This is a genomic window from Sorangium sp. So ce367 (genome assembly GCF_051520455.1).
In the GTDB taxonomy this organism is placed as follows: Bacteria; Myxococcota_A; Polyangia; order Polyangiales; family Polyangiaceae; genus Sorangium; species Sorangium cellulosum_B.
Genome location: NZ_CP150334.1, coordinates 9,673,641 through 9,691,826, shown reverse-complemented (window position 1 = coordinate 9,691,826; position 18,186 = coordinate 9,673,641). Strand labels below are relative to the sequence as shown.

The window sequence follows — 18,186 nt, the reverse complement described above, 5'->3', positions numbered from 1 at the left end:
CAGCGTCGCAGGGGCGCGACCGTGGCCCGCATCTGGCTGCGGCCGATGTCCTATCTCCTGGGCGTCAGCGTCGCGACCCTCGCCGTCGTCCACCTGCTCGACGTCGCGCGACACGAGAACGCGCACCTCTCGCTCTGGGAGGTGTTCGCGCGCATGTCGCCGAGCGACGCCGAGCACATCATGGGCGGCATCGGCGAGGTCATCGCCGCCATCCTCGGCATCGTCATCACGGTCGCGTCCATCATCGTGCAGCTCGCCGCGAACCGTTACACGCCGCGGATCACCGAGATGTTCTTCCGCGACCGGACGAACATGCTCGTGATGGGCTTCTTCGTCGTCAGCGCGGTGTTCTCGCTGTGGGTCAACTTCTCGATCCGCGTCGGCGGGGGCGGCTCGACCGAGGACGCCTTCGTCCCCACGTACGGCGTCGTCGTCACGATGGGGCTGCTCACCGCGAGCCTGCTCATGATGGCGCCCTACTTCGGGTACGTGTTCGACTTCGTCGAGCCCGACAACGTGGTCCGGCGGATCAAGACGAGCGGCGTCGAGCAGGCGCTGCGCCCCGCGGGCGGAGAGGACGAGGCCGAGGTCGACGAGCGGCGGGTGACGGCGCTCTCGTCGCTGGAGCAGCTCGCCGACGTGGCGCTCAACGCGATCGACCAGAAGGACAAGGGGATCGCGTCGAAGACGATCGACTCGCTCTCGGAGCTCGTCGTCGCGTACCTGCCCCACAAGGCGACGCTCGATCCGCGCTGGTTCCAGATCCGCGATCGCCTCGCGAAGGACACCGACTTCGTGAGCATGAACGCCGAGGCGCTCGGCAAGCTGTCGACCGCGCGGACCTGGCTCGAGTACAAGGCGCTCCGCCAGTTCTTGATGGTCTATCGCGAGGCGCTCACGGCGATGCCCGACCTCATCACGCGCATCGCCATCGACACGCGCTACATCGGGCAGACCGCCATCGCCGCTGGAGACCGGGCGGCCGTCGCGGTCGTCGTGAAGTTCTTCAACACCTACATGCGCAGGTCGCTCAACGCGAAGGACATCGCCGCGGCCTACAACAACCTGAACCAGTACCGCTACCTCGCGGAGGAGCTGCTCAAGGCGGGGTGGGGGGATCAGGTCCTCGAGATCGCGCGTCATTTCAAGTACTACGCGCAGACGGCGCACGCGATGGGGCTCGCGTTCCTCACCGAGACCGTCGCGTTCGATCTCTGCGTGGTCAACGAGCGCGCGTACGACCTGCACGCACCTGCCCGGGACGAGCTGCTCCAGCTCTTCCTCGAGGTGGACAAGGAAGCGGAGCTCGATCAGCAGGAGCCGTCGCTCCGCGGCGTCCGCAAGGCGCAGGTCAAGCTCGCCACGTACTACCTGCAGAAGGGTGAGGAGGCGCTCGCGCGGAAGATCTACCGCGACATGCGCGACGAGCGGCCCGACAGGCTGCGCTCCATCCGCGCCGAGCTCCTGGCCGTGACGAGCAACGAGTTCTGGGAGATCAACGACCGGGGCGCCGTGTTCGAGTACATCGAGCCCGAGCGGCGCCAGCTCATCCACCGCTTCTTCGAGTGGTTCCCGGCGACGACCATGCGGGAGCCGATCCGCGAGGAGCACACGCAGGAGTGAGCGAGGCGTGAGCGGCGCCCTCTCGGTGAGGCGGGACCCAGTCCACGCAGGCTGTATCTGCGCCGGGCATCGACGCGGTGATTCCTGCGGCGCGCGGGCGGCGGTAGGATCGGGCATGCCTTGCGTGCACCCTCTCCACCCCGAGCAGGAGGGCTAGCCTCGACGGAGTCGAGATCGAGCGCTGCACACAACGAGATGCCCGCCTCCCGCCCGCGTCGCAAGAACGCCGAGTCCGATCCGCCGCCGGAGCTGTTCGCCGGCAAGTACCGGCTCATCCGGATGCTGGGCAAGGGCGGGATGGGGGAGGTGTGGCTCGCCGAGGAGGGGCCTCCCGACCTCCGGCGCCACGTCGCGCTGAAGCGGCTGGTCCCGAGGCCAGGGCTCGGCGAGAGCGCGAGGGAGTCGTTCTTCGCCGAGGCCCTGGTGATCGCGCGGCTCGATCACCCGAACGTCGTCCGGCTCGTCGAGTTCGGGGAGTTCGAGGGCTCGGTGTACCTCGCGCTCGACTACATCGACGGCCCTGCCCTCGATCGCGTGCTCAGGAAGGTGGGCGCGTTCTCGCCGCGCGCCGTGGCCTACATCGGCCGGGAGATGGCGAGGGCGCTCGAGGCGGTGCACGGCCTGTGCGAGGACGAAGGGCAGAGCTACGCGGTCGTCCACCGCGACGTCTCGCCGTCCAACATCCTGATCGGGCGGGACGGCCGCGTCTGCCTGACCGACTTCGGCGTCGCGCGGATACCGGGCCTCGCGGACGAGCAGTCCGAGAGCAGCGTGTTCAAGGGGAAGCTCCCGTACATGCCTCCGGAGCAGGCGCGCGGGGAGCCGTTCGACGGGCGCGCGGACGTGTTCTCCCTGGGAATCACGCTCCTGGAGGCGCTGCTCGGCAGCCGGGTGCGCAAGGCCGAGACGCAGAGGCAGCTGATCATGGGCGTCGCGTCGCTGCCGATCCCTCGCGCGCGCGAGCTCCTGCCCGACCTGGGCGCGCGGCTCTCGGCTGCGCTCGACGCGGCGACCGAGTTCTCCATCGAGAAGCGGACCGCCAGCGCGGGCAAGCTGGCCGGTGATCTGGAGCAAGTGCTCCGCGACATGGGCCACGGCGCCGAGGAAGAGGCCCGGAGCGAGCTGAAAGAGCACGTCGAGACCTGCATCGCGAGGACGGGCACGCTGAGCGGCGCCGGTTACCGCGCCTCACCGTCGCTCCCTCCCGAGAGCGCGCCGAGACAGAGCTCGCCGGGCCTCGGGCGAAAGCCGCCGGCGGTCGGGACCACGTCCGCCGACCGTAGGTCGGTCCGCCCCTCATCGCCCGATGGACGGCACAGCGTTCCTGCGGCGGGCCGCAGCGACGCCCCGCTCCCTCTCGGCGCCGCGACGGGCTCGCTCTCGGTGCAGTACCTCGATTTCGACGGCCCGGACGATGTTCCGCAGCGCCCGCGCCAGCACGCGATGTCGACCACGCCGGAGGGGGAGCTCCAGCGAGGGCTGCCCGCGGCCCAGGCTGCGAACGGCGTTGCTTCCACGGCGAGCAGGCCGCCCGCCGCGGGCAGGCCATCCGGAGCGAGCACGCCGCCCGGCGCGGGCAGGCCGTCCGGAGCGAGCACGCCGCCCGTCGCGCGCAGGCCCTCCGGAGCGAGCGCGCCGCCGGCAGGCAGCGAGCCGATCGCGGTGCCGGCGGTGCACGCCGGCGGGGAGGTGGCGCCCGGTGAGGAGCCCGCGACGACCGGGCTCAGCGCCGAGCAGATGAGGCGCAAGCGGACGATCTTCTATGCAGGGCTGTTCGTGCTCGGGACGCTGGCGACGATCCGCCTGATCTTCGTTTCCTACTGCTAGCGCAGCTCGGGCGGCGCCCGCGCGCCGCGAGCGCCTGCGACGACAGGGATGCCGGCGGCGAGCAGCTCCTCGCAGAGGACCCCGACGCCGAAGCTCTTGCCCCGGCGGCGTACTTTCCTGCACATCATTCGCCTGCCCCGGCCAAATCCGTATCCCACGGACCTGCACCCCGCTTCACGGAGGAACCGAAACCGCCGGATAGGCGACGTGATCAACGCCGACGTCGTCCACGGTAGTCGTCTCGAAGGTCCAGAACCCGCCGGGCGGAATGTCGGCGGCCGCGCTGCTCGTCGCCATGCCGAGCGGCCGTCCGACTCGATTCACCGGGAAGACCGTTATCTTGGCGTCGCTCACTGCCACATCGAGTCGGTTCTCGAGCGTGCCCGTGTAGGCGCTCCCGGCGCCCCCGCCGACGGTCTTCACCTCGCTGACGGTGACGGCATCGACAGGGACCACGTCCACGGTGAAGGCCGGAAACCTGTGCTTCAGATACCCGAGCTCCTCGATCACGAGGTTACCGGGGAGATCCGCTGAGCCGGTCATCGCGATCTCGCCCGGGGCGATGCAGGGGATCATCACGCCAGAGCCGTCGTCCAGCCGATAGAGCCGGCCGCTGAGCAAGCTACCGCCCCAGGTTGTCACGAGCTGATCGGCCTTGTCGATGAAGTAAAACATCAGGCCGGCGTCGCAGGCCGGGGTCTCCCCGTCATTTCTGACCGCGGCGTAGAGCTCGGGGCCCGTCGCCCCCTGCACCAGGGTGAAGGCAACCAGCTTGAGCCCGGCCCCGTCCTCGTCCGTGTCGGTGCTGGACAAGCCCTCCGGCACGAAATGCAGGCCCTCGCCGGGGTCCCCGCCCATGCCGCCCCCGCCCGTCTCCGAGCCGCTCGATCCAGCTCCCGCCTCGCCGCCGCCCCCGCCGCTGCCGGGGCCGCTCCCGCCGTTGCCCGCCCCCTCATCGAGGGGGCTCGCCGAGCACGCGAGAGGGAGGGCAAGAGCGACAGCCCCGATGACGATCAAGGACTTCGATTGCATCGTTGTGCAGAGGGCGATGGGCAGGGGAGCTGGCTTCCGGGGCTCACGCTAGCGTCACACCGTCTCACGGGCAAGCGCCAACCTTCTGACGCTTGGAGAGCGAGTGTCCAAGTTCACACGCCCACGACTCCAGGACGACGACACCGAGTCTTCATCCGCGGTAGCCCGCGCGTTCTCAGCGGCCGCCGGGCGAATCTCCTCGACAGGCGCCTCGACGCGCCCGGTCGACACCCGCACATCATCCACCCAACGCTCGGTCGAGCGGGGCCCCGCGCCCGCTCTCGCGAAGGCCCCTGAGGAAGGAGACGCCGCGTCCTTCTCAATCAACCGGGTCGACGACGTCGCGAGCGAACCCGGCTTTACGAGCCAGAATTGACCGCCCTGAGCGCATGACCCGATTGGCGTGATGGCCCTCACGTTGGGTGATGCGGCGCGTTGCCCACGAACGACTCGAAGCTTGGAATGCCAGGGTTGCACATTTGAGAACCTACTGGATTCGTGAGGCCCGTGCGCTCGCGCAGGAAGGGCCGGCCTCTCGCGGCCGAGCGAGCTCTCGTCGAGCGCTCTATGGCCCTGACCGCGCCGCCGCGCCGCGTCGCAATGACGCGCTTGGCGGCCCCTGCAGTGGCCCGCGCGCGTCGCTGTTCCACAGCGAACTCGGCGTCCGCGCGCCAATCGGGCAGCTTCACGAGATCGAAGAGAGCATCAGGGCGCCGCTCGTACGCCGGCGTTTCACTATCACGTCTCCAGAGGAAGCGTTCGGCAAGACGCGCGTGATCTCGCGGACGGCGACCCTCGGGCCGATCCATCACTTTTGATCCGCTCCCATGATCACTCCGGCGCGGACCGGGAATAGTGAGGTCATGCGAACGTTACGGCAACTATCGTACATTGGTACGACAACATTTTTCACCTCATTGACCTTCCTCGCCGGGTGCACCGGCGAGATAGCGCCCGGCGAAGGTGGGATCACCGGCGGGGAGACCTCCGGCAGCGGCAGCGGCAGCGGCAGCACCGGTTCGGGGGGCACGGACGAACCCGACAACGGCCCCCCCGAGAAGTGCATCCCCGGCATCCCGATCACGAGCCAGATCCCTCGGCTGCTGAACCGGCAGTACGACAACACGGTGCGGGATCTCCTTGGCGTCACCAGCGTCGACAGCAAGCTGCCGTCCGAGCAGCTCGTCGACGACTTCGACGGCCCGATGACCCCCGACGCGTGGCGGCTCTATCAAGAGGTTGCCGAGAAGATCGCCAAGGCGGTGATGGCTGGGCCGAACAAGTCCAAGTTCATCAGCTGCGACCCTGCGGCGGCCGGCTGCTTGGAGCAGACGATCAAGACCTTTGGCCGCAAGGCGTTCCGTCGCCCACTGACCGATCTGGAGGTGGCGCGATTCCAGAAGCTGGGCCAGATTACGCCGGCAGGGACGCCTGCCGAGGTCGCCGAGGCAACGCTGGTCGGCTTCCTCGTGTCGCCCTCGTTCCTCATGCTCCCCGAGCTGGCGACCGACGCGGATGCGTCCGGCCAGGGCATCAAGCTGTCCAGCTACGAGGTGGCGACGAAGCTCTCTTACTTGCTCTGGGGCTCCGCTCCGGATGAGGTGCTGAGCGCGGCCGCCGACAACGGCGAGCTCCAGACCAAGGAGCAGATTCTGGCCCAGGCGCAGCGAATGATCGATGTGCGCGAGAAGACCGGGCCGCTCGTGACAGCGTTCCACCGCAACTGGGCGCAGATGAACAACGGAAACGCCCACTGGTGGAAGATGGATCACGACACCGAGACGTATCCGCTGTACTCCGACGCCGCCAAGCCCAGCTGGCAGGCAGAGCTCGACGCCTTCTTCGAAGACGTCGCGTTCGAGGGCGGTTCGTTCGACGATCTCCTCCTCAGCAATGTCGCCTTCGTCAACAAGGACAACGCGGCGATCTACGGGCTCGATCCTGCGAGCTACGGCACCGAGCTGACCAAGGTGGAGCTGGACGCCAGCGTGCGGCCGGGCTTCCTGACGCGCGTCGGGTTCTTGAGCTCCTACGCGGGCTACGACGCCACGAGCCCGATCCTGCGAGGCGCGTTCATCTCGGTGTACCTGCTCGGTGTCAATCCGGGTCCGCCCATCCCCGGCGCCACCATGCAGACCGTCACCGGCGACTTCGCAACGCAACGCGCTAGGATCGAAAAGCTGACGGAGCCGGCTAGCTGCAAAGGCTGCCACTCGGTCATCAATCCTCCGGGATTCGTGATGGAAGGCTTCGACGGCATCGGAAAATTGCAGACGACCGATCCTCTTGGTGGTGCGATCGACGCGAGCGTCACGACGAACACCATCGACTTCGGCGACGGCAACGTGAAGGAGATCTCCTCTCCGCTCGCGCTCATGCAGGAGATCGCTCAGCTTCATAAGGCCAAGCAGCTCTACGCCGAGTCGTGGGTCTCCTATGCCTTCGGGCGGGATCCGAACGGGAAAGATAAGTGCGTCGTCGATCAGATCGACATGAAGCTGTCCGAGGGTGGCTACAGCATCCTCAACCTGCTGGCCGATCTCACTCAAGCGGATTCGTTCCGCGTGCGCGTCCGCGAAACGCCGTGAAAGCTGAGGAAACTTGACCATGAGCAAGCAACTGAACCGCAGAATCTTCCTTCGTGGCCTGGGCGGAGCCGCCCTGGCTGCGCCGTTCCTCAGCTCCGTGTGGGAGCGCGACGCAAAGGCCCAGTCCGCTTCGGGTGGTGGGAAAGCGCTCATCGTGATGTTCACCCACTATGGGTGCGTCACGAACAAGTGGTTCCCCACGAAGACCCAGGGTGAGCTCACGGCTGCTGACCTCCAGTCGACGAGCCTCGCGTCCCTCGCTCCCTACGCGAAGAAGCTCCTCATGCCGCGCGGCATCCGCTCGATGAACGAGTGGACCTCCAACATGAAGCGTGGACAGGGGAACGACTCCCACACGCAGATCGTGGGGTCGTTCTTCACCTGCCAGCCGGTCACCCCGAACAGCAACGACCCGTTCAGCTTCAACCAGGCGACGAAGTTCAACGCGAAGCCTGTCGGTCCTTCGCTGGATCACGTCATGGCCCAGCAGCTCAGCCCGCAGGGCACGCCGTTGCTCATCGCCACGGCTGGCCAGAATGACAACTCTCAGTCGGCGATCTCCTACTCCGCCGCCGAGACCATCTTCAGGGGCCTCAACGCGTCGCAGGCCTTCAGCAGCCTCACGGGCCTCTTCGAGGCGGGGCAGCCGATGAATCCGGACACCTACGCGGCGCTCCGCGGCAAGAGCATCCTCGACCTCGTGAAGGATGATCTGCAAACGCTCGAGCGGTTCGACATGAGCCAGGCCGACAAGCGCAAGCTCGCTGCCTGGAAGGAGCTCCTCAACCAGACAGGGACCGTGGTGGCCTCCGCGCAGTGCAGCGAGGAGCTCGGCGTGATGCTCGGCGCGACCTCCGCGAACGCCTCGAAGGCGTCGTCGGGCGGCCTGGGCGTCGACGTCCTCACGACCAAGGTCTCCGGCGATCTGGATGGAGCGGACATCAGCTCGGCCATCGCGGCGCTCGCGGCGGCCTGCAACGCGAACCCCGTCATTTTCCTGAAGTACCCGGGAAATTACAATTTCAAGGGGCTCGGCATCACGATGGAGTCGCACTCCCTCTCGCACCGCCTCGACAACGCCGGCATGACCGGCAGCTGCCTGCCCAACGCGCTCGAGTGGCTCGTCAAGGTGGACACCTATTACGCGCAGAAGTTCGCGAAGCTCGTCGGAATGCTCGACAGCATCCCCCAGGGGAACGGGCAGACGGTCCTCGACACCAGCGTCGCTATCTGGTTCAACGAGATGTCGGACGGCAACGCGCACAACCTCAACAACGCTCCGATCATCCAGGCCGGCAGCGGCGGCGGCTACTTCAAGACCGGTCAGATCATCAACGTCGACCCCGCGTCGACGCCGACGAACGGCAACAGCGAGTCGCAGTGCGCCAACGGCAGCGGCCAGGTCAACGGTATCAACCAGGGCACCGGGACCGATGCGAAGGTCGGCAACGCGCCGATCAACAAGTACTTCTGCAACATCATGAACGCCATGGGCGTGAAGGCGGGCGCGGACGGCTTCCCTGCGAAGGGTGGCTCCGCGGAGGTGACCAAGTTCGGCTATTCCGACAAGACGGAAGAGTTCATCGGCGGCAAGGGCGCAGTCGCCGGCGCCTCGATCAAGAATCCGGGCGGGTTCACGGAGCTCAAGGCCTGACCACTCCCGGAGCCAGGCCCTGAACACCCCGACGAGCGCGGGTCCAAAGACCCCTTCCTACCGAAGGGGTCTTTGCGTTTGTGCGCCGCCGGCGATCGCGGGCATCGCGAAATTGCTTTTCTCCGTGATGTGCCTCACGTCGCGACTCCGTGCTGTCCAACGATGGCGGGCAGCGATAGGCTGGGCATCTCTTCTCATGTTCATGCTGGCGAAGCGTCTCCTCCTCCCTGCTGCCGTGCTCCTCCCGCTGGCCTGCTCGAGCGAGGCGAGCGACGGTGCCGGGGTGGGCGGGGACGCTGGTGACGACGCGATCATCGTCCCCGAAGACCTCACCATCATGGCGCTCCCCGGCGGGAACGGCGTGCTCAACGTGATCGCGCTGACTCTCCGCAAAGGACCGACCAACACCGAGCTCTACGCCGCCTTGAGGAACGACGGGGATATCCCGGCCTGCAGCGCGGCCCTCTCCGTCGAGCTCTACAACAAGGCTCAGCAGTCGCTGGCATCCGGGATCAACGGGTTGTTGACCCAGCATTTCTATCGAGTCACGGATGGCTCGGACGCGATCGCTGCGTGCGTGGGTCCAGGTGACGTGACCATGACCGCGGTGACGGATCTGCCCTCGGACATCGCGATCGAAGATGTGGGGTACGTCGTCTACCGGTGCCCCTACTTTGCTCTCGACGTCGTTCCCATCGATGGCCTCACCGCCAGCGACGTGACGGCCGTGACAGGCGGCGCCGGCACGGTGTACACGGGCACGCTCTCCAACGGACTCGACGTGGCGGTGAGCGACCCCTCTGTCACGGTCTTCTCGGTCAATCGCGTCGGGCGTCCGCTCGGCGTCGCGATCGCCACCGGCACAGTCCAGATTCCGCCGGGTGGCAGCTGGGCCTTCGAGACGAACACCGTGGACATGCCTGGCGCTGATCAAGCCGCATATCCGGCAGGCGCGATGGGAAAGCAGTGAACCATCCGACGGGTCGCTCGGCTATCCCCTGACACGATGCGCCCGTGGGGCGCCGCGACCCGTCGGCGGCTACTCGCGAAGCCCGGCTACTCCTGCGCGCCGTCGGCGATCCACTGCGTGAGCGCTTCGATGTAGGCGGGGGGGATGCACTTGGAATCGTCATCGTTGACGCACTCAAGGGGCATTCGCGGAGTTCCGCCGCACGGCCCCTTCAAGATCTTGATGAGCGCGCTCTCTTCCGGATTTTCGGTGTTGATGAGATCGCCGCAATGCTCGGTTACGTGGGAGCTCACCCTCATGTGAAGCTCTTCGTCGACCATCAAGTTCAGGGGGTTCATATCGTCGTTATGGCAACCCGCCCCGAAACAAGCGTTTTGTATGACGAACTGCAACGTCTCGAACGTCGGCGCTTCCCCGCTGCCGCTGCCGGTCGAGCCGCCGTCGCCACCGGTACTCGCGCTGGTCGAGCCAGCCCCGCCCGAGCCGCCGGACCCGACCGCGCTCGAGGTAGACACGCTGGCGCTCGTGCTTCCGGCATCCGTGCCGCCGGCGCCTCCTGTGCCGGTATCGTCAGGGTCGTCGGAGCAGCCTGAAAGCGGTGACAGGACGGCGACGAATGCTGCCGCGATGAAGCTTGAGAATCGAAATTTCATGGTTCACGACGAGGATGGTGAGAGAGAAGGTTTAGCTCTCGTTCCCGTGGATCGAAGCAAAGGGCTTCGAGCTTCGGATTGCAGAGGCGACGCGCGATCCACGTCGCCCGTAGGCAAGAGCTGCGCGAGACGAACAACGTCCTCTTGTGTGGGTAGAATGAGCAAACGTCACCCGAAAATCAAGCGGTTCGTGGAGGCCATTCTGGGGTACAGCCATGCTGTACGCGTCGATTGACACTCGTGCCTTGCGCGCTCAAGCCGGTCTCACGTGCCCAAGAGCGCCTCTCGAAACCTCCCGTCACCAGGCAGGCGGACGGCCGCGTCGCGTCGTTGCTCCTCGTCGCACCATGTCAGCAGGGCTCTTCGCCGCGCCAGGCGTCGCGCCCGAGCTCGGTTGCCTGGGTTGGTCCGGCACGATCGACGTCGGGAGGGGCGAGGAGCTCCAGGCGCGATCCGAAGGTCAAGCTCCTCGAAGTGGCCGTCCCGAAGTGGCCCTCCCATCGTACAGCCACGCTGGATGCGCCGGTCGACAAGAAAACCGGCTTGCGCTCAGGGCCCGGGCGCAGCCATCCTGCTCGGCGAGATCCCGCACTCTTCCGACAAGGAACTCCCCGTGACCGCCGCTTCGCTCTTCGAATTGGCAGTGCAGTTTCATCGGGTCGGGCAGGTCGATCGCGCAGAGCTCCTCTATCGCGGCGCGCTCGAGCAAGCGCCCGGGCATGGCGACGCGCTGCTTCTTCTCAGCGTGATCACCGTCCAATCCGGTCGGCTCGCGGAGGCCGCCGCGCTCCTCGAGCGAGCCGTCCGCGTCGCCCCGAACAACGCCCTCTACCTGTCGCATCTCGGCGACGTGTATCGCTGCCTCGGCCGGAGACCCCAGGCGGTCGCCGTGCTGCTCATGGCCGTCGCTCGGAAGCCCGACTTCGCCGAAGCGGTGTTCAACCTCGCTCTCACGTTCGAGGAGCAAGGGGACCTGGACGCGGCGGCGGCGTGCTACGAGCGCGCCCGCGATCTCGAACCTGGGCTATTGCAGGCTGGCGAGCGCCTCGCGAGCCTGAGAGACCAGCGGGGTGCATCCGCCGCCGGGGTCGGTCCGGCGGCGGCGCGCAGCCCCGAGTCGAGCTTGAGCGCCTCCGATGCCCTGGCGGCCCTCGGCGAGACATTGCGCCTCGGCGGCCGGTCGGACGACGCCGCGGCCTGGTACCGCGTGGCGCTGAAGCTCAACCCGCGGATGGCCAATGCGTACACTGCGCTCGGCGCGATTCACGCGGACGCGGGCCGTTTCGACGAAGCGATCGACGATCTGCGTCGAGCGCTCGAGATCGACCGAAATTTCCATGTCGCTCGGGATTATCTCGCCGCCGCGCTCGGCGAGTCGGGGCTCCTCGACGAGTCCCAGGCGATGTACCGCGAAGCGGTCGCCCTGTGTCCCGACGACCCCGCCGCGCACAGCGCTCTTCTCTTCAACATGCCGTTCTGGCCGAACGTCACCGAGAGCGACATCCTCGCCGAGGCGCGCGCGTGGAATGCCCGGCATGCCCGCCCCCTCGCCGCGCAGGCTCCCCCTCACACGACCGATCGCTCGTCCGACCGGCGGCTCCGCATCGGTTACGTGTCACCCGACTTCCGAACCCACGTCCAGTCTCTCTTCACGATCCCGCTGTTCCAGAACCATGACCACCGGCAGTTCGAGATCTTCTTCTACTCGAGCACGGACAAGCCGGATAGCCTGACGGATCGCATTCGCGGTCATGCCGATGTTTTTCGCGAGGTCGCGGCGCTGGACGACGCTGCCCTGGCCGAGGTCATCCGACGGGATCAGATCGATATCCTGGTCGATCTCACCATGCATATGACCGACCGCCGCGTCCTGGTCTTTGCCCGCCGGCCCGCTCCCCTTCAGGTGTGCTGGCTGGCGTACCCCGGGACGACGGGCCTCGAATCGATGGACTATCGCCTGTCCGATCCCTTCCTCGATCCCCCCGGCGCAAGCACGGACGTCTACACGGAGGAGACCCTTCGGCTCCCCGACTCCTTCTGGTGCTACGACCCGCTCACCGACGTGCCCGACGTGAGCGCTCTCCCCGCTCTCACGGAGGGGAGGGTCAACTTCGGCTGCCTGAACCACTTCAGGAAGGTGAATGAAGGGGTGCTTCATGTCTGGACGAGGGTGCTGGCCGCGGTGCCCAGGTCGCGGCTCACGCTCATGGCGCCTCGGGGAAGGGCGCGGGACCGGGTGCGCTCGATCTTCGAGGAGGGGGGCGTACAGCTCGATCGGATCGAGTTCGTCGATCGGTGCGGGCGGCTCGACTATCTGCGAAGGTACCGCGAGATCGACATCTGTCTCGATACGTTCCCTTCCAACGGCCACACCACGAGCCTCGACGCGCTGTGGATGGGCGTCCCGGTGGTGACCCTCGCAGGTGAAACCGTGGTCGGCCGCGCCGGCGTCTGCCAGGCGATGAACCTGGGTCTGCCGGAGCTCATCGCGACGACGCCGGAACACTACGTTCGGGTCGCCAGCTCGCTCGCCGAGAACCTCGAGCACCTGGGCGAGCTTCGCCGAACGCTGCGCGATCGCATGCAGCAGTCGCCGCTCATGGACGGCCCGCGCTTCGCCCGCAATCTCGAGTCGATCTACCGCGACATCTGGCGCCGTTTCTGCGCTCGATCCTGAGGCGAAGGCCGCTCGGCGAGCGCGCCCGGCCGAGCGAAAACCAAACTGGTCAGAATGACGGCGCTTTCTCGGCGATCTCCTACTCCGCCGCCGAGACCTCCTTCAAGGGCCTCAACGTGTCGCAGGCGTTCAGCAGCCTCACGGGCGTCTTCGAGGCGGGGAAGCCGACGTCTCCGGACACCTACGCGGCGATGCGCGGCAAGAGCATCCTCGACATCGTGAAGGACGATCTGCAGAGGGTCGAGCGGCTCGACATGAGCCGCGCCGACAAGCAGAAGCTCGCAGCCTGGAAGGAGCTCGCTCGCCAACGCGCCGATCAACAAGTACTTCTGCAACTTGATGAACGCCCTCGGCGTCAGGGCAGGCACGGATGGTTTCCCGGCACGGGGCGGTTCGGAGCCGGTGACCCACTTCGGCAGGTATGACCGGACGGAAGACTTCATCGGTAGCGGGACCAATCCTCCCACCATCCACGATCCAGGGGAGTTCGCCGCGCTCAGGGCGAACGCCTGAGCGATCTCGTTCCCGAGCCTGTCGCGCCCTCTGGTGATGAATGCGCCGCGTGCGCCCGGTGCTCCGCGCCCGTGACACGTTCTCGTCAAGCCATGCGCGAAGATTCCGCCGCACGGGCGGCCTTTGCAGCGCTTGCGGGCGCCGGCTCCCCGAGTCGGGGGCTCGCCGGTTGGGCCTGCGTTGGAATCATGCGCAGGGGGATCAGCTCGACGCAGGGCGGGGATAGTCACATTATGCGAACGCTGCGGCAACTAGCGTACATCGGTACGGCAACATTTTTGACGTCATCACCTTTTCTCGCTGGTTGCACTGGCGAGATTGCGCCCGGTGAACCTGGGGTCTCCTCCGGTGGCGGGGAGACCTCTGGCACCGGTACGGGGGGCGGGCCGGTGGAGCCGGACCCCGGCGACCCGGATGTCTGCACTCCCGGCATCTGGGCGACGTCCCAGGTCCCGCGGCTCTTGAACCGGGAGTACGACGCGGTGGTGAGGGATCTGCTCGGCGTGATGAACGTGCCAAACGCTCCCACGGGCAACCCGTCCTCGCTCCTCGTGTCCGACTTCGAGGGCAGCATGACGGACATCGCCTGGAACTCCTACCTCGTGGCCGCCGAGAGCATCGCGGCCGAGGTGATGGCTGGGGCGAACAAGTCCAGGTTCATCGCCTGCGATCCGGCGGCGGCCGGGTGCCTCGAGTCGACGATCCGCGATTTCGGCCGCAGGGCTTTCCGCCGCCCTGTGACGGACGAAGAGGTGCAGCGCTACATGCGGTTCAACGCGCTGGAGCCCAAGGGCACGCCCGCGGAGGTCGCCGAGGCCATCCTCTTCGCCATGCTCGCTTCGCCCTCGTTCATCGCGGTCCCCGAGCTGACGGACGACACGGAGAACGGCGCCATCAAGCTCTCCAGCCACGAGGTGGCGACGAGGCTCGCGTTCCTGCTCTGGGGCTCCATTCCGGATGACGCCTTGAACACCGCCGCAGACGCGGGTCAGCTCACCACCAGGGAGCAGATCCTCGCGCAGGCGGAGCGGATGGTTCAGGACCGCACCAAGACGGCGCCGATCGTGGCCCTGTTCCATCGTGCTTATGCGGACATTCGTGAGGGGTCGCACTGGGGACAGGTCGAGCACGACACGACCAAGTTCCCCGACTACTCCCCGGACATCGTCGCTCCGATGCTGGCCGAGGTCGACGCCTTCTTCGAGGAGGTGGCGTTCGAGGGGGGGTCGTTCAAGGACATCTTCCTCAGCAACGTCGCTTACGTGAACAAGGACACCGCTCCGATCTATGGGCTCAACGCGGCCGACTATGGCGCGGAGCTGACGCGGGTGGAGCTCGACCCGAACGTGCGGCCGGGGTTCTTGACCCGCGTCGGGTTCCTGAGCTCCTACTCGTCCTTCGGCGCCACGAGCCCGATCCTCCGGGGCGCGTTCGTCGCCAACAGGCTGCTCGGGCTCACCCTGAAGCCGACGCCCGGCGCGGACCAGACGCCGCGGCCTCCGGGCCCGTTCTCCACGGAGCGTGAGGCCATCGAGGCGCTGACCTCCCCTGCGGGGTGCGTCGACTGCCACAGCAAGCTCGTCAACCCGCCGGGCTTCGTGCTCGAGAGGTTCGATTCGGTCGGCAAGGTGCAGACGAAGGATCCGCTCGGCGGCGACATCGACGCGACGGACGACGTCTACTTCAGCGAGACCAACACCAAGACGATCACGTCGCCCCTCGAGATGATGACCGAGCTCGGCGCTGGTGCGATCGCCAAGCGTCACTATGCCGAGCAGTGGGTCTCCTGGGCCCGCCGGAGGGTGCCGAACACGAACGACGCCTGCACCGTCAACGAGCTCAGCGACAAGCTGTCGAGCGACGGCTATACCATCATCAATTTGCTCACGGATCTTACCCAGGCCGATTCGTTCCGCCTGCGCACCGTCCTCGGGGATTGAGAAGGAATACGACCATGATGAAGAACCTCAATCGAAGAGTATTCCTCCGAGGCCTGGGTGGAGCCGTCGTCGCTGCACCTTTCTTGGGCTCTGTCGCCGAGCGTGACGCCGAGGCGCAGTCGGCCGGCGGCGGCGCTCCGAAGCGGCTGATCGTGCTCTTCACGCACTATGGCTGCCTGACGAACCGGTGGTTCCCGAAGAAGTCCCATGGCGAATTGACCGCCGCCGATTACCAGGCGACGACGCTCAAGCACCTCGCGCCCTTCGCAAAGAAGCTCCTGATGCCCCGTGGCATCCGGGGGATGAACGAGTGGAGCTTCGGGCGGACCCACGGCCAGAACAACGACCCCCACGGTCAGGTCATGGGGTCGTATTTCACCTGCTACCCGGTGACGCCCGAGAGCGACAAGTTCAACGCGAAGTCGACAGGGCGGTCGCTCGATCACATCGCCGCGGAGCAGGTCAACCCCAACGGCGCCGCCCCCCTCGTGATGCAGATCGGCGGGGTGCGGCAGGACGCGTTCTCCAATTTCTCGTACGACAAGCCCAAGCAGATCTTCCCCGGCATCGGGTCTCCGACGACGATCTACAACAACCTCACGGGCCTCTTCGGTCAGGGCCCCGTGTCGCAGGATACGTACAAGGTGGTCCGCGGCAAGAGCGTGATCGACGTCGTGCGGGAGGACCTGGAGACCCTCGAGCGGGTCAGGATGAGCCAGGCGGACAAGCAGCGGCTCTCCGACTGGAAGGACCTCCTCCACCAGACCACGAACACGGTCAGGGCCCAGTGCAGCGCCGCCCAGGCAGAGGCGCTCGGTTTGACGGCCCAGTCCGTGCAGGCGGCCTCGCAGGGGGGTGGCCTCGGCATCGACCTGTCGAAGTCGACGAACGTCATGATGGACCTCGCGGTGCTTTCGGCCATCTGCGACCAGAACCGCGTCATCTTCATGAAGTTCCCCGGCACCCTCACGTTCAAGTGGGACGGCATCAATCACTCGAAGGACTCCCATGGCATCTCCCACCGCGTCGGCGACGCCAACATGGGTGGTGATTGCGTTCCTGGTGTCATCGAGATGATCCAGCAGATCGACGACTGGTACGCGAAGAAGTTCGCTTACCTCGTCGGTCGGCTCGACAGCATCGATGAGGGCGAGGGGAAGCTCCTCGACAACACCGCGACCGTCTGGTTCCAGGAAGACTCCGACGGCAACAGCCACAACCTCAACAACCTGCCGATCCTCCAGGCAGGGAGCTGCGGCGGCTACTTCAAGACGGGTCAGGCCGTGAACGTCGAAGGTGGCAAGGCTGACCTGGCCGTCGGTAACAGCGAGGCTGCCTGCGGGCCGGGCCAGACGAAGCTCGAGTTCGGCGAGATCGACGGCACGGGGACTCCGCCGGACGTCGCCACGCAGCCGATCAACAAGTACTTCTGCAACCTGCTGAACGCCATCGGGGTGAAGGCCGGCGCGGACGGCTTCCCGGCGATCGGCGGCTCGGCGGAGGTGACCCACTTCGGCAAGCACGACGACACGAAGCTCTTCGCCAGCGAGACCAATCCAGTGTCCATCAAGGACGCTGGTGAGTTCAAGGCGCTTCGCGCGAACGGCTGATCGTCGCTCGCGCCGGGGCTGCCGGCTCGGGGGAAATGAAGACCAGGCCCCTCCCCTCAGGAGGGGCCTTTTGCTCGGCGCTGGGTCGCAGCGACCGCGATGACCTCGTGTCCTCAGCACAACGACGCGGAGCTCCGGGGCGGAGCCCGCGTCGTCGTCATCGGCCGCTCACTGCTGCTGCTGCGCGCCGTCGGCGACCCACTGCTCGATCGCTTCGATGTATGCCTGGGGCAGGCACGTGTATTCCGGGCCGGGCTCGCTGACGCATCCATTGGGCATGCGGGCGATATCCCCGCAGGGGCCTTTGAGGATCTTGACGAGGGCGCTCTGCTCTGGCTCGCCGGGGGTGACGAGCGGGATGTCTCCGCACGCCTCGGAGATGTGCGTCGTCAGGGTCGCGTAGAGGGTCTCGTCGTCGAGCAGCCTCGGTTCCGCCTCGCCGTTGTGGCAGCTCGCATCGGAGCAGCCAGTTTGCGCGACGACCGCTCTGACCGTTTCAAAGGTCGGCTCGACCGCCGAGCCGCCACCGCCGGTTCCAGCGGACGTCGAGCTCGAGGCCGTGGCGCCTCCGGCGCCATCCCCGCCCGAGCCCTGCCCGCCAGACCCGGACGCATTTGAGGTAGTGGTCGTGCCGGCTTCCGAGCTGCCGGTGCTTCCATCATCGGAGCAGCCTGAAAGAGCTGACAGGAGGGTGAGGATCGCTGCGGCGGCGAAGTTTGAGAGTCGAAGTTTCATGGATCGTAATTAAAGTGGTTAGAGAGCAAAGTACAGCCCTCTTGCCGATTGAAACAAAGGGAAAGGCTTCGATCCGTCGGGCCTTCAAGACGAGGCGTGATCAATGAACGGCTCTGGTGAACTTTTGTGAGCACGTCGCCCGTGGCGCCGGCGGCTCTCGCTCGGTGAAGCGCTGAGCGAGGCCAGGGGCGTCTTCCGGGATGGGAGGTGCTGAGGGCGGGTAGGCGAGCCAATGCGTTTGAAGATCAAGCGGTTTGTGGCGGCTACCCTCGCAACCAGGCGTGCTGCACGCGTCGATTGACGTTCATGCCTGATGCCCTCAAGCCCCATTTCAACTGTCAAAAGTGCTTGCAAATGCCGTCGC

At 66.6% G+C, this 18,186-nt stretch carries 13 protein-coding genes; 9 read left to right on the top strand and 4 right to left on the bottom strand.

Translation table 11 applies throughout. The features are described 5' to 3' along the window. Nucleotides 1–21 precede the first annotated feature (21 nt). Nucleotides 22–1,623, top strand: coding sequence for a DUF2254 family protein (locus WME97_RS36700; protein ID WP_437544705.1), 1,602 nt, complete (start codon nt 22–24; stop codon nt 1,621–1,623). A gap of 195 nt (nt 1,624–1,818) precedes the next feature. Further along, entirely contained in the window at nt 1,819–3,450 is a 1,632-nt protein-coding gene (locus WME97_RS36695) for a serine/threonine protein kinase (protein WP_437544703.1), read from the top strand. Here the strand turns inward: WME97_RS36695 and WME97_RS36690 are convergent. Then, nucleotides 3,447–3,578 (bottom strand): hypothetical protein, encoded by a 132-nt coding sequence (locus WME97_RS36690; RefSeq protein WP_437544701.1) that lies wholly within the window; start codon nt 3,576–3,578, stop codon nt 3,447–3,449. The genes WME97_RS36695 and WME97_RS36690 overlap by 4 nt on opposite strands. 46 nt (nt 3,579–3,624) lie before the next feature. Next, on the bottom strand, nt 3,625–4,482 hold the full coding sequence (locus tag WME97_RS36685) for an FxLYD domain-containing protein (protein ID WP_437544700.1): 858 nt from the start codon (nt 4,480–4,482) through the stop codon (nt 3,625–3,627). Between the two features lie 827 nt (nt 4,483–5,309). Between WME97_RS36685 and WME97_RS36680 the strand changes: the two genes are divergently transcribed. The 3 genes from WME97_RS36680 (at nt 5,310) to WME97_RS36670 (ending at nt 9,694) form a co-directional block, all read left to right on the top strand. Next, nucleotides 5,310–7,070 (top strand): DUF1592 domain-containing protein, encoded by a 1,761-nt coding sequence (locus WME97_RS36680; protein WP_437544698.1) that lies wholly within the window; start codon nt 5,310–5,312, stop codon nt 7,068–7,070. A 19-nt stretch (nt 7,071–7,089) separates the two neighbouring features. Next, complete coding sequence (locus WME97_RS36675) at nt 7,090–8,724, top strand: DUF1552 domain-containing protein (RefSeq protein ID WP_437544696.1); 1,635 nt, start codon at nt 7,090–7,092, stop codon at nt 8,722–8,724. Nucleotides 8,725–8,926: 202 nt separating this feature from the next. Next, a complete protein-coding gene (locus WME97_RS36670) occupies nt 8,927–9,694 on the top strand; it encodes an FxLYD domain-containing protein (protein ID WP_437544694.1) in 768 nt (255 codons plus the stop codon). An 86-nt stretch (nt 9,695–9,780) separates the two neighbouring features. On the opposite strand, the gene WME97_RS36665 is transcribed toward WME97_RS36670, so the two are convergent. Further along, the gene (locus WME97_RS36665) at nt 9,781–10,347 is read right to left on the bottom strand and encodes a hypothetical protein (protein WP_437544692.1); all 567 of its coding nucleotides are present in this window, start codon (nt 10,345–10,347) and stop codon (nt 9,781–9,783) included. Nucleotides 10,348–10,960: 613 nt separating this feature from the next. Between WME97_RS36665 and WME97_RS36660 the strand changes: the two genes are divergently transcribed. The 4 genes from WME97_RS36660 (at nt 10,961) to WME97_RS36645 (ending at nt 17,087) form a co-directional block, all read left to right on the top strand. Next, on the top strand, nt 10,961–13,024 hold the full coding sequence (locus tag WME97_RS36660) for a tetratricopeptide repeat protein (RefSeq protein ID WP_437544690.1): 2,064 nt from the start codon (nt 10,961–10,963) through the stop codon (nt 13,022–13,024). Next, nucleotides 12,997–13,449 carry a DUF1552 domain-containing protein gene (locus tag WME97_RS36655; RefSeq protein ID WP_437555563.1) on the top strand — a complete coding sequence of 151 codons (453 nt, stop codon included), beginning with the start codon at nt 12,997–12,999 and terminating at the stop codon, nt 13,447–13,449. The genes WME97_RS36660 and WME97_RS36655 overlap by 28 nt, the downstream gene beginning before the upstream one ends. A gap of 477 nt (nt 13,450–13,926) precedes the next feature. Continuing rightward, on the top strand, nt 13,927–15,477 hold the full coding sequence (locus tag WME97_RS36650; protein ID WP_437544689.1) for a DUF1592 domain-containing protein: 1,551 nt from the start codon (nt 13,927–13,929) through the stop codon (nt 15,475–15,477). A 14-nt stretch (nt 15,478–15,491) separates the two neighbouring features. Further along, nucleotides 15,492–17,087, top strand: coding sequence for a DUF1552 domain-containing protein (locus WME97_RS36645; protein ID WP_437544687.1), 1,596 nt, complete (start codon nt 15,492–15,494; stop codon nt 17,085–17,087). A gap of 168 nt (nt 17,088–17,255) precedes the next feature. On the opposite strand, the gene WME97_RS36640 is transcribed toward WME97_RS36645, so the two are convergent. Then, a complete protein-coding gene (locus tag WME97_RS36640; protein ID WP_437544686.1) occupies nt 17,256–17,822 on the bottom strand; it encodes a hypothetical protein in 567 nt (188 codons plus the stop codon). Nucleotides 17,823–18,186: the final 364 nt, after the last annotated feature.

What these genes read in the sequence shown, in the direction of transcription:
- WME97_RS36695 (WP_437544703.1), top strand. Translation starts at nt 1,819, where the DNA reads ATGCCCGCCTCCCGCCCGCGTCGCAAGAACGCCGAGTCCGATCCGCCG.
- WME97_RS36690 (WP_437544701.1), bottom strand. Translation starts at nt 3,578, where the DNA reads ATGATGTGCAGGAAAGTACGCCGCCGGGGCAAGAGCTTCGGCGTCGGG.
- WME97_RS36685 (WP_437544700.1), bottom strand. Translation starts at nt 4,482, where the DNA reads ATGCAATCGAAGTCCTTGATCGTCATCGGGGCTGTCGCTCTTGCCCTC.
- WME97_RS36680 (WP_437544698.1), top strand. Translation starts at nt 5,310, where the DNA reads ATGATCACTCCGGCGCGGACCGGGAATAGTGAGGTCATGCGAACGTTA.
- WME97_RS36675 (WP_437544696.1), top strand. Translation starts at nt 7,090, where the DNA reads ATGAGCAAGCAACTGAACCGCAGAATCTTCCTTCGTGGCCTGGGCGGA.
- WME97_RS36670 (WP_437544694.1), top strand. Translation starts at nt 8,927, where the DNA reads ATGCTGGCGAAGCGTCTCCTCCTCCCTGCTGCCGTGCTCCTCCCGCTG.
- WME97_RS36665 (WP_437544692.1), bottom strand. Translation starts at nt 10,347, where the DNA reads ATGAAATTTCGATTCTCAAGCTTCATCGCGGCAGCATTCGTCGCCGTC.
- WME97_RS36645 (WP_437544687.1), top strand. Translation starts at nt 15,492, where the DNA reads ATGATGAAGAACCTCAATCGAAGAGTATTCCTCCGAGGCCTGGGTGGA.
- WME97_RS36640 (WP_437544686.1), bottom strand. Translation starts at nt 17,822, where the DNA reads ATGAAACTTCGACTCTCAAACTTCGCCGCCGCAGCGATCCTCACCCTC.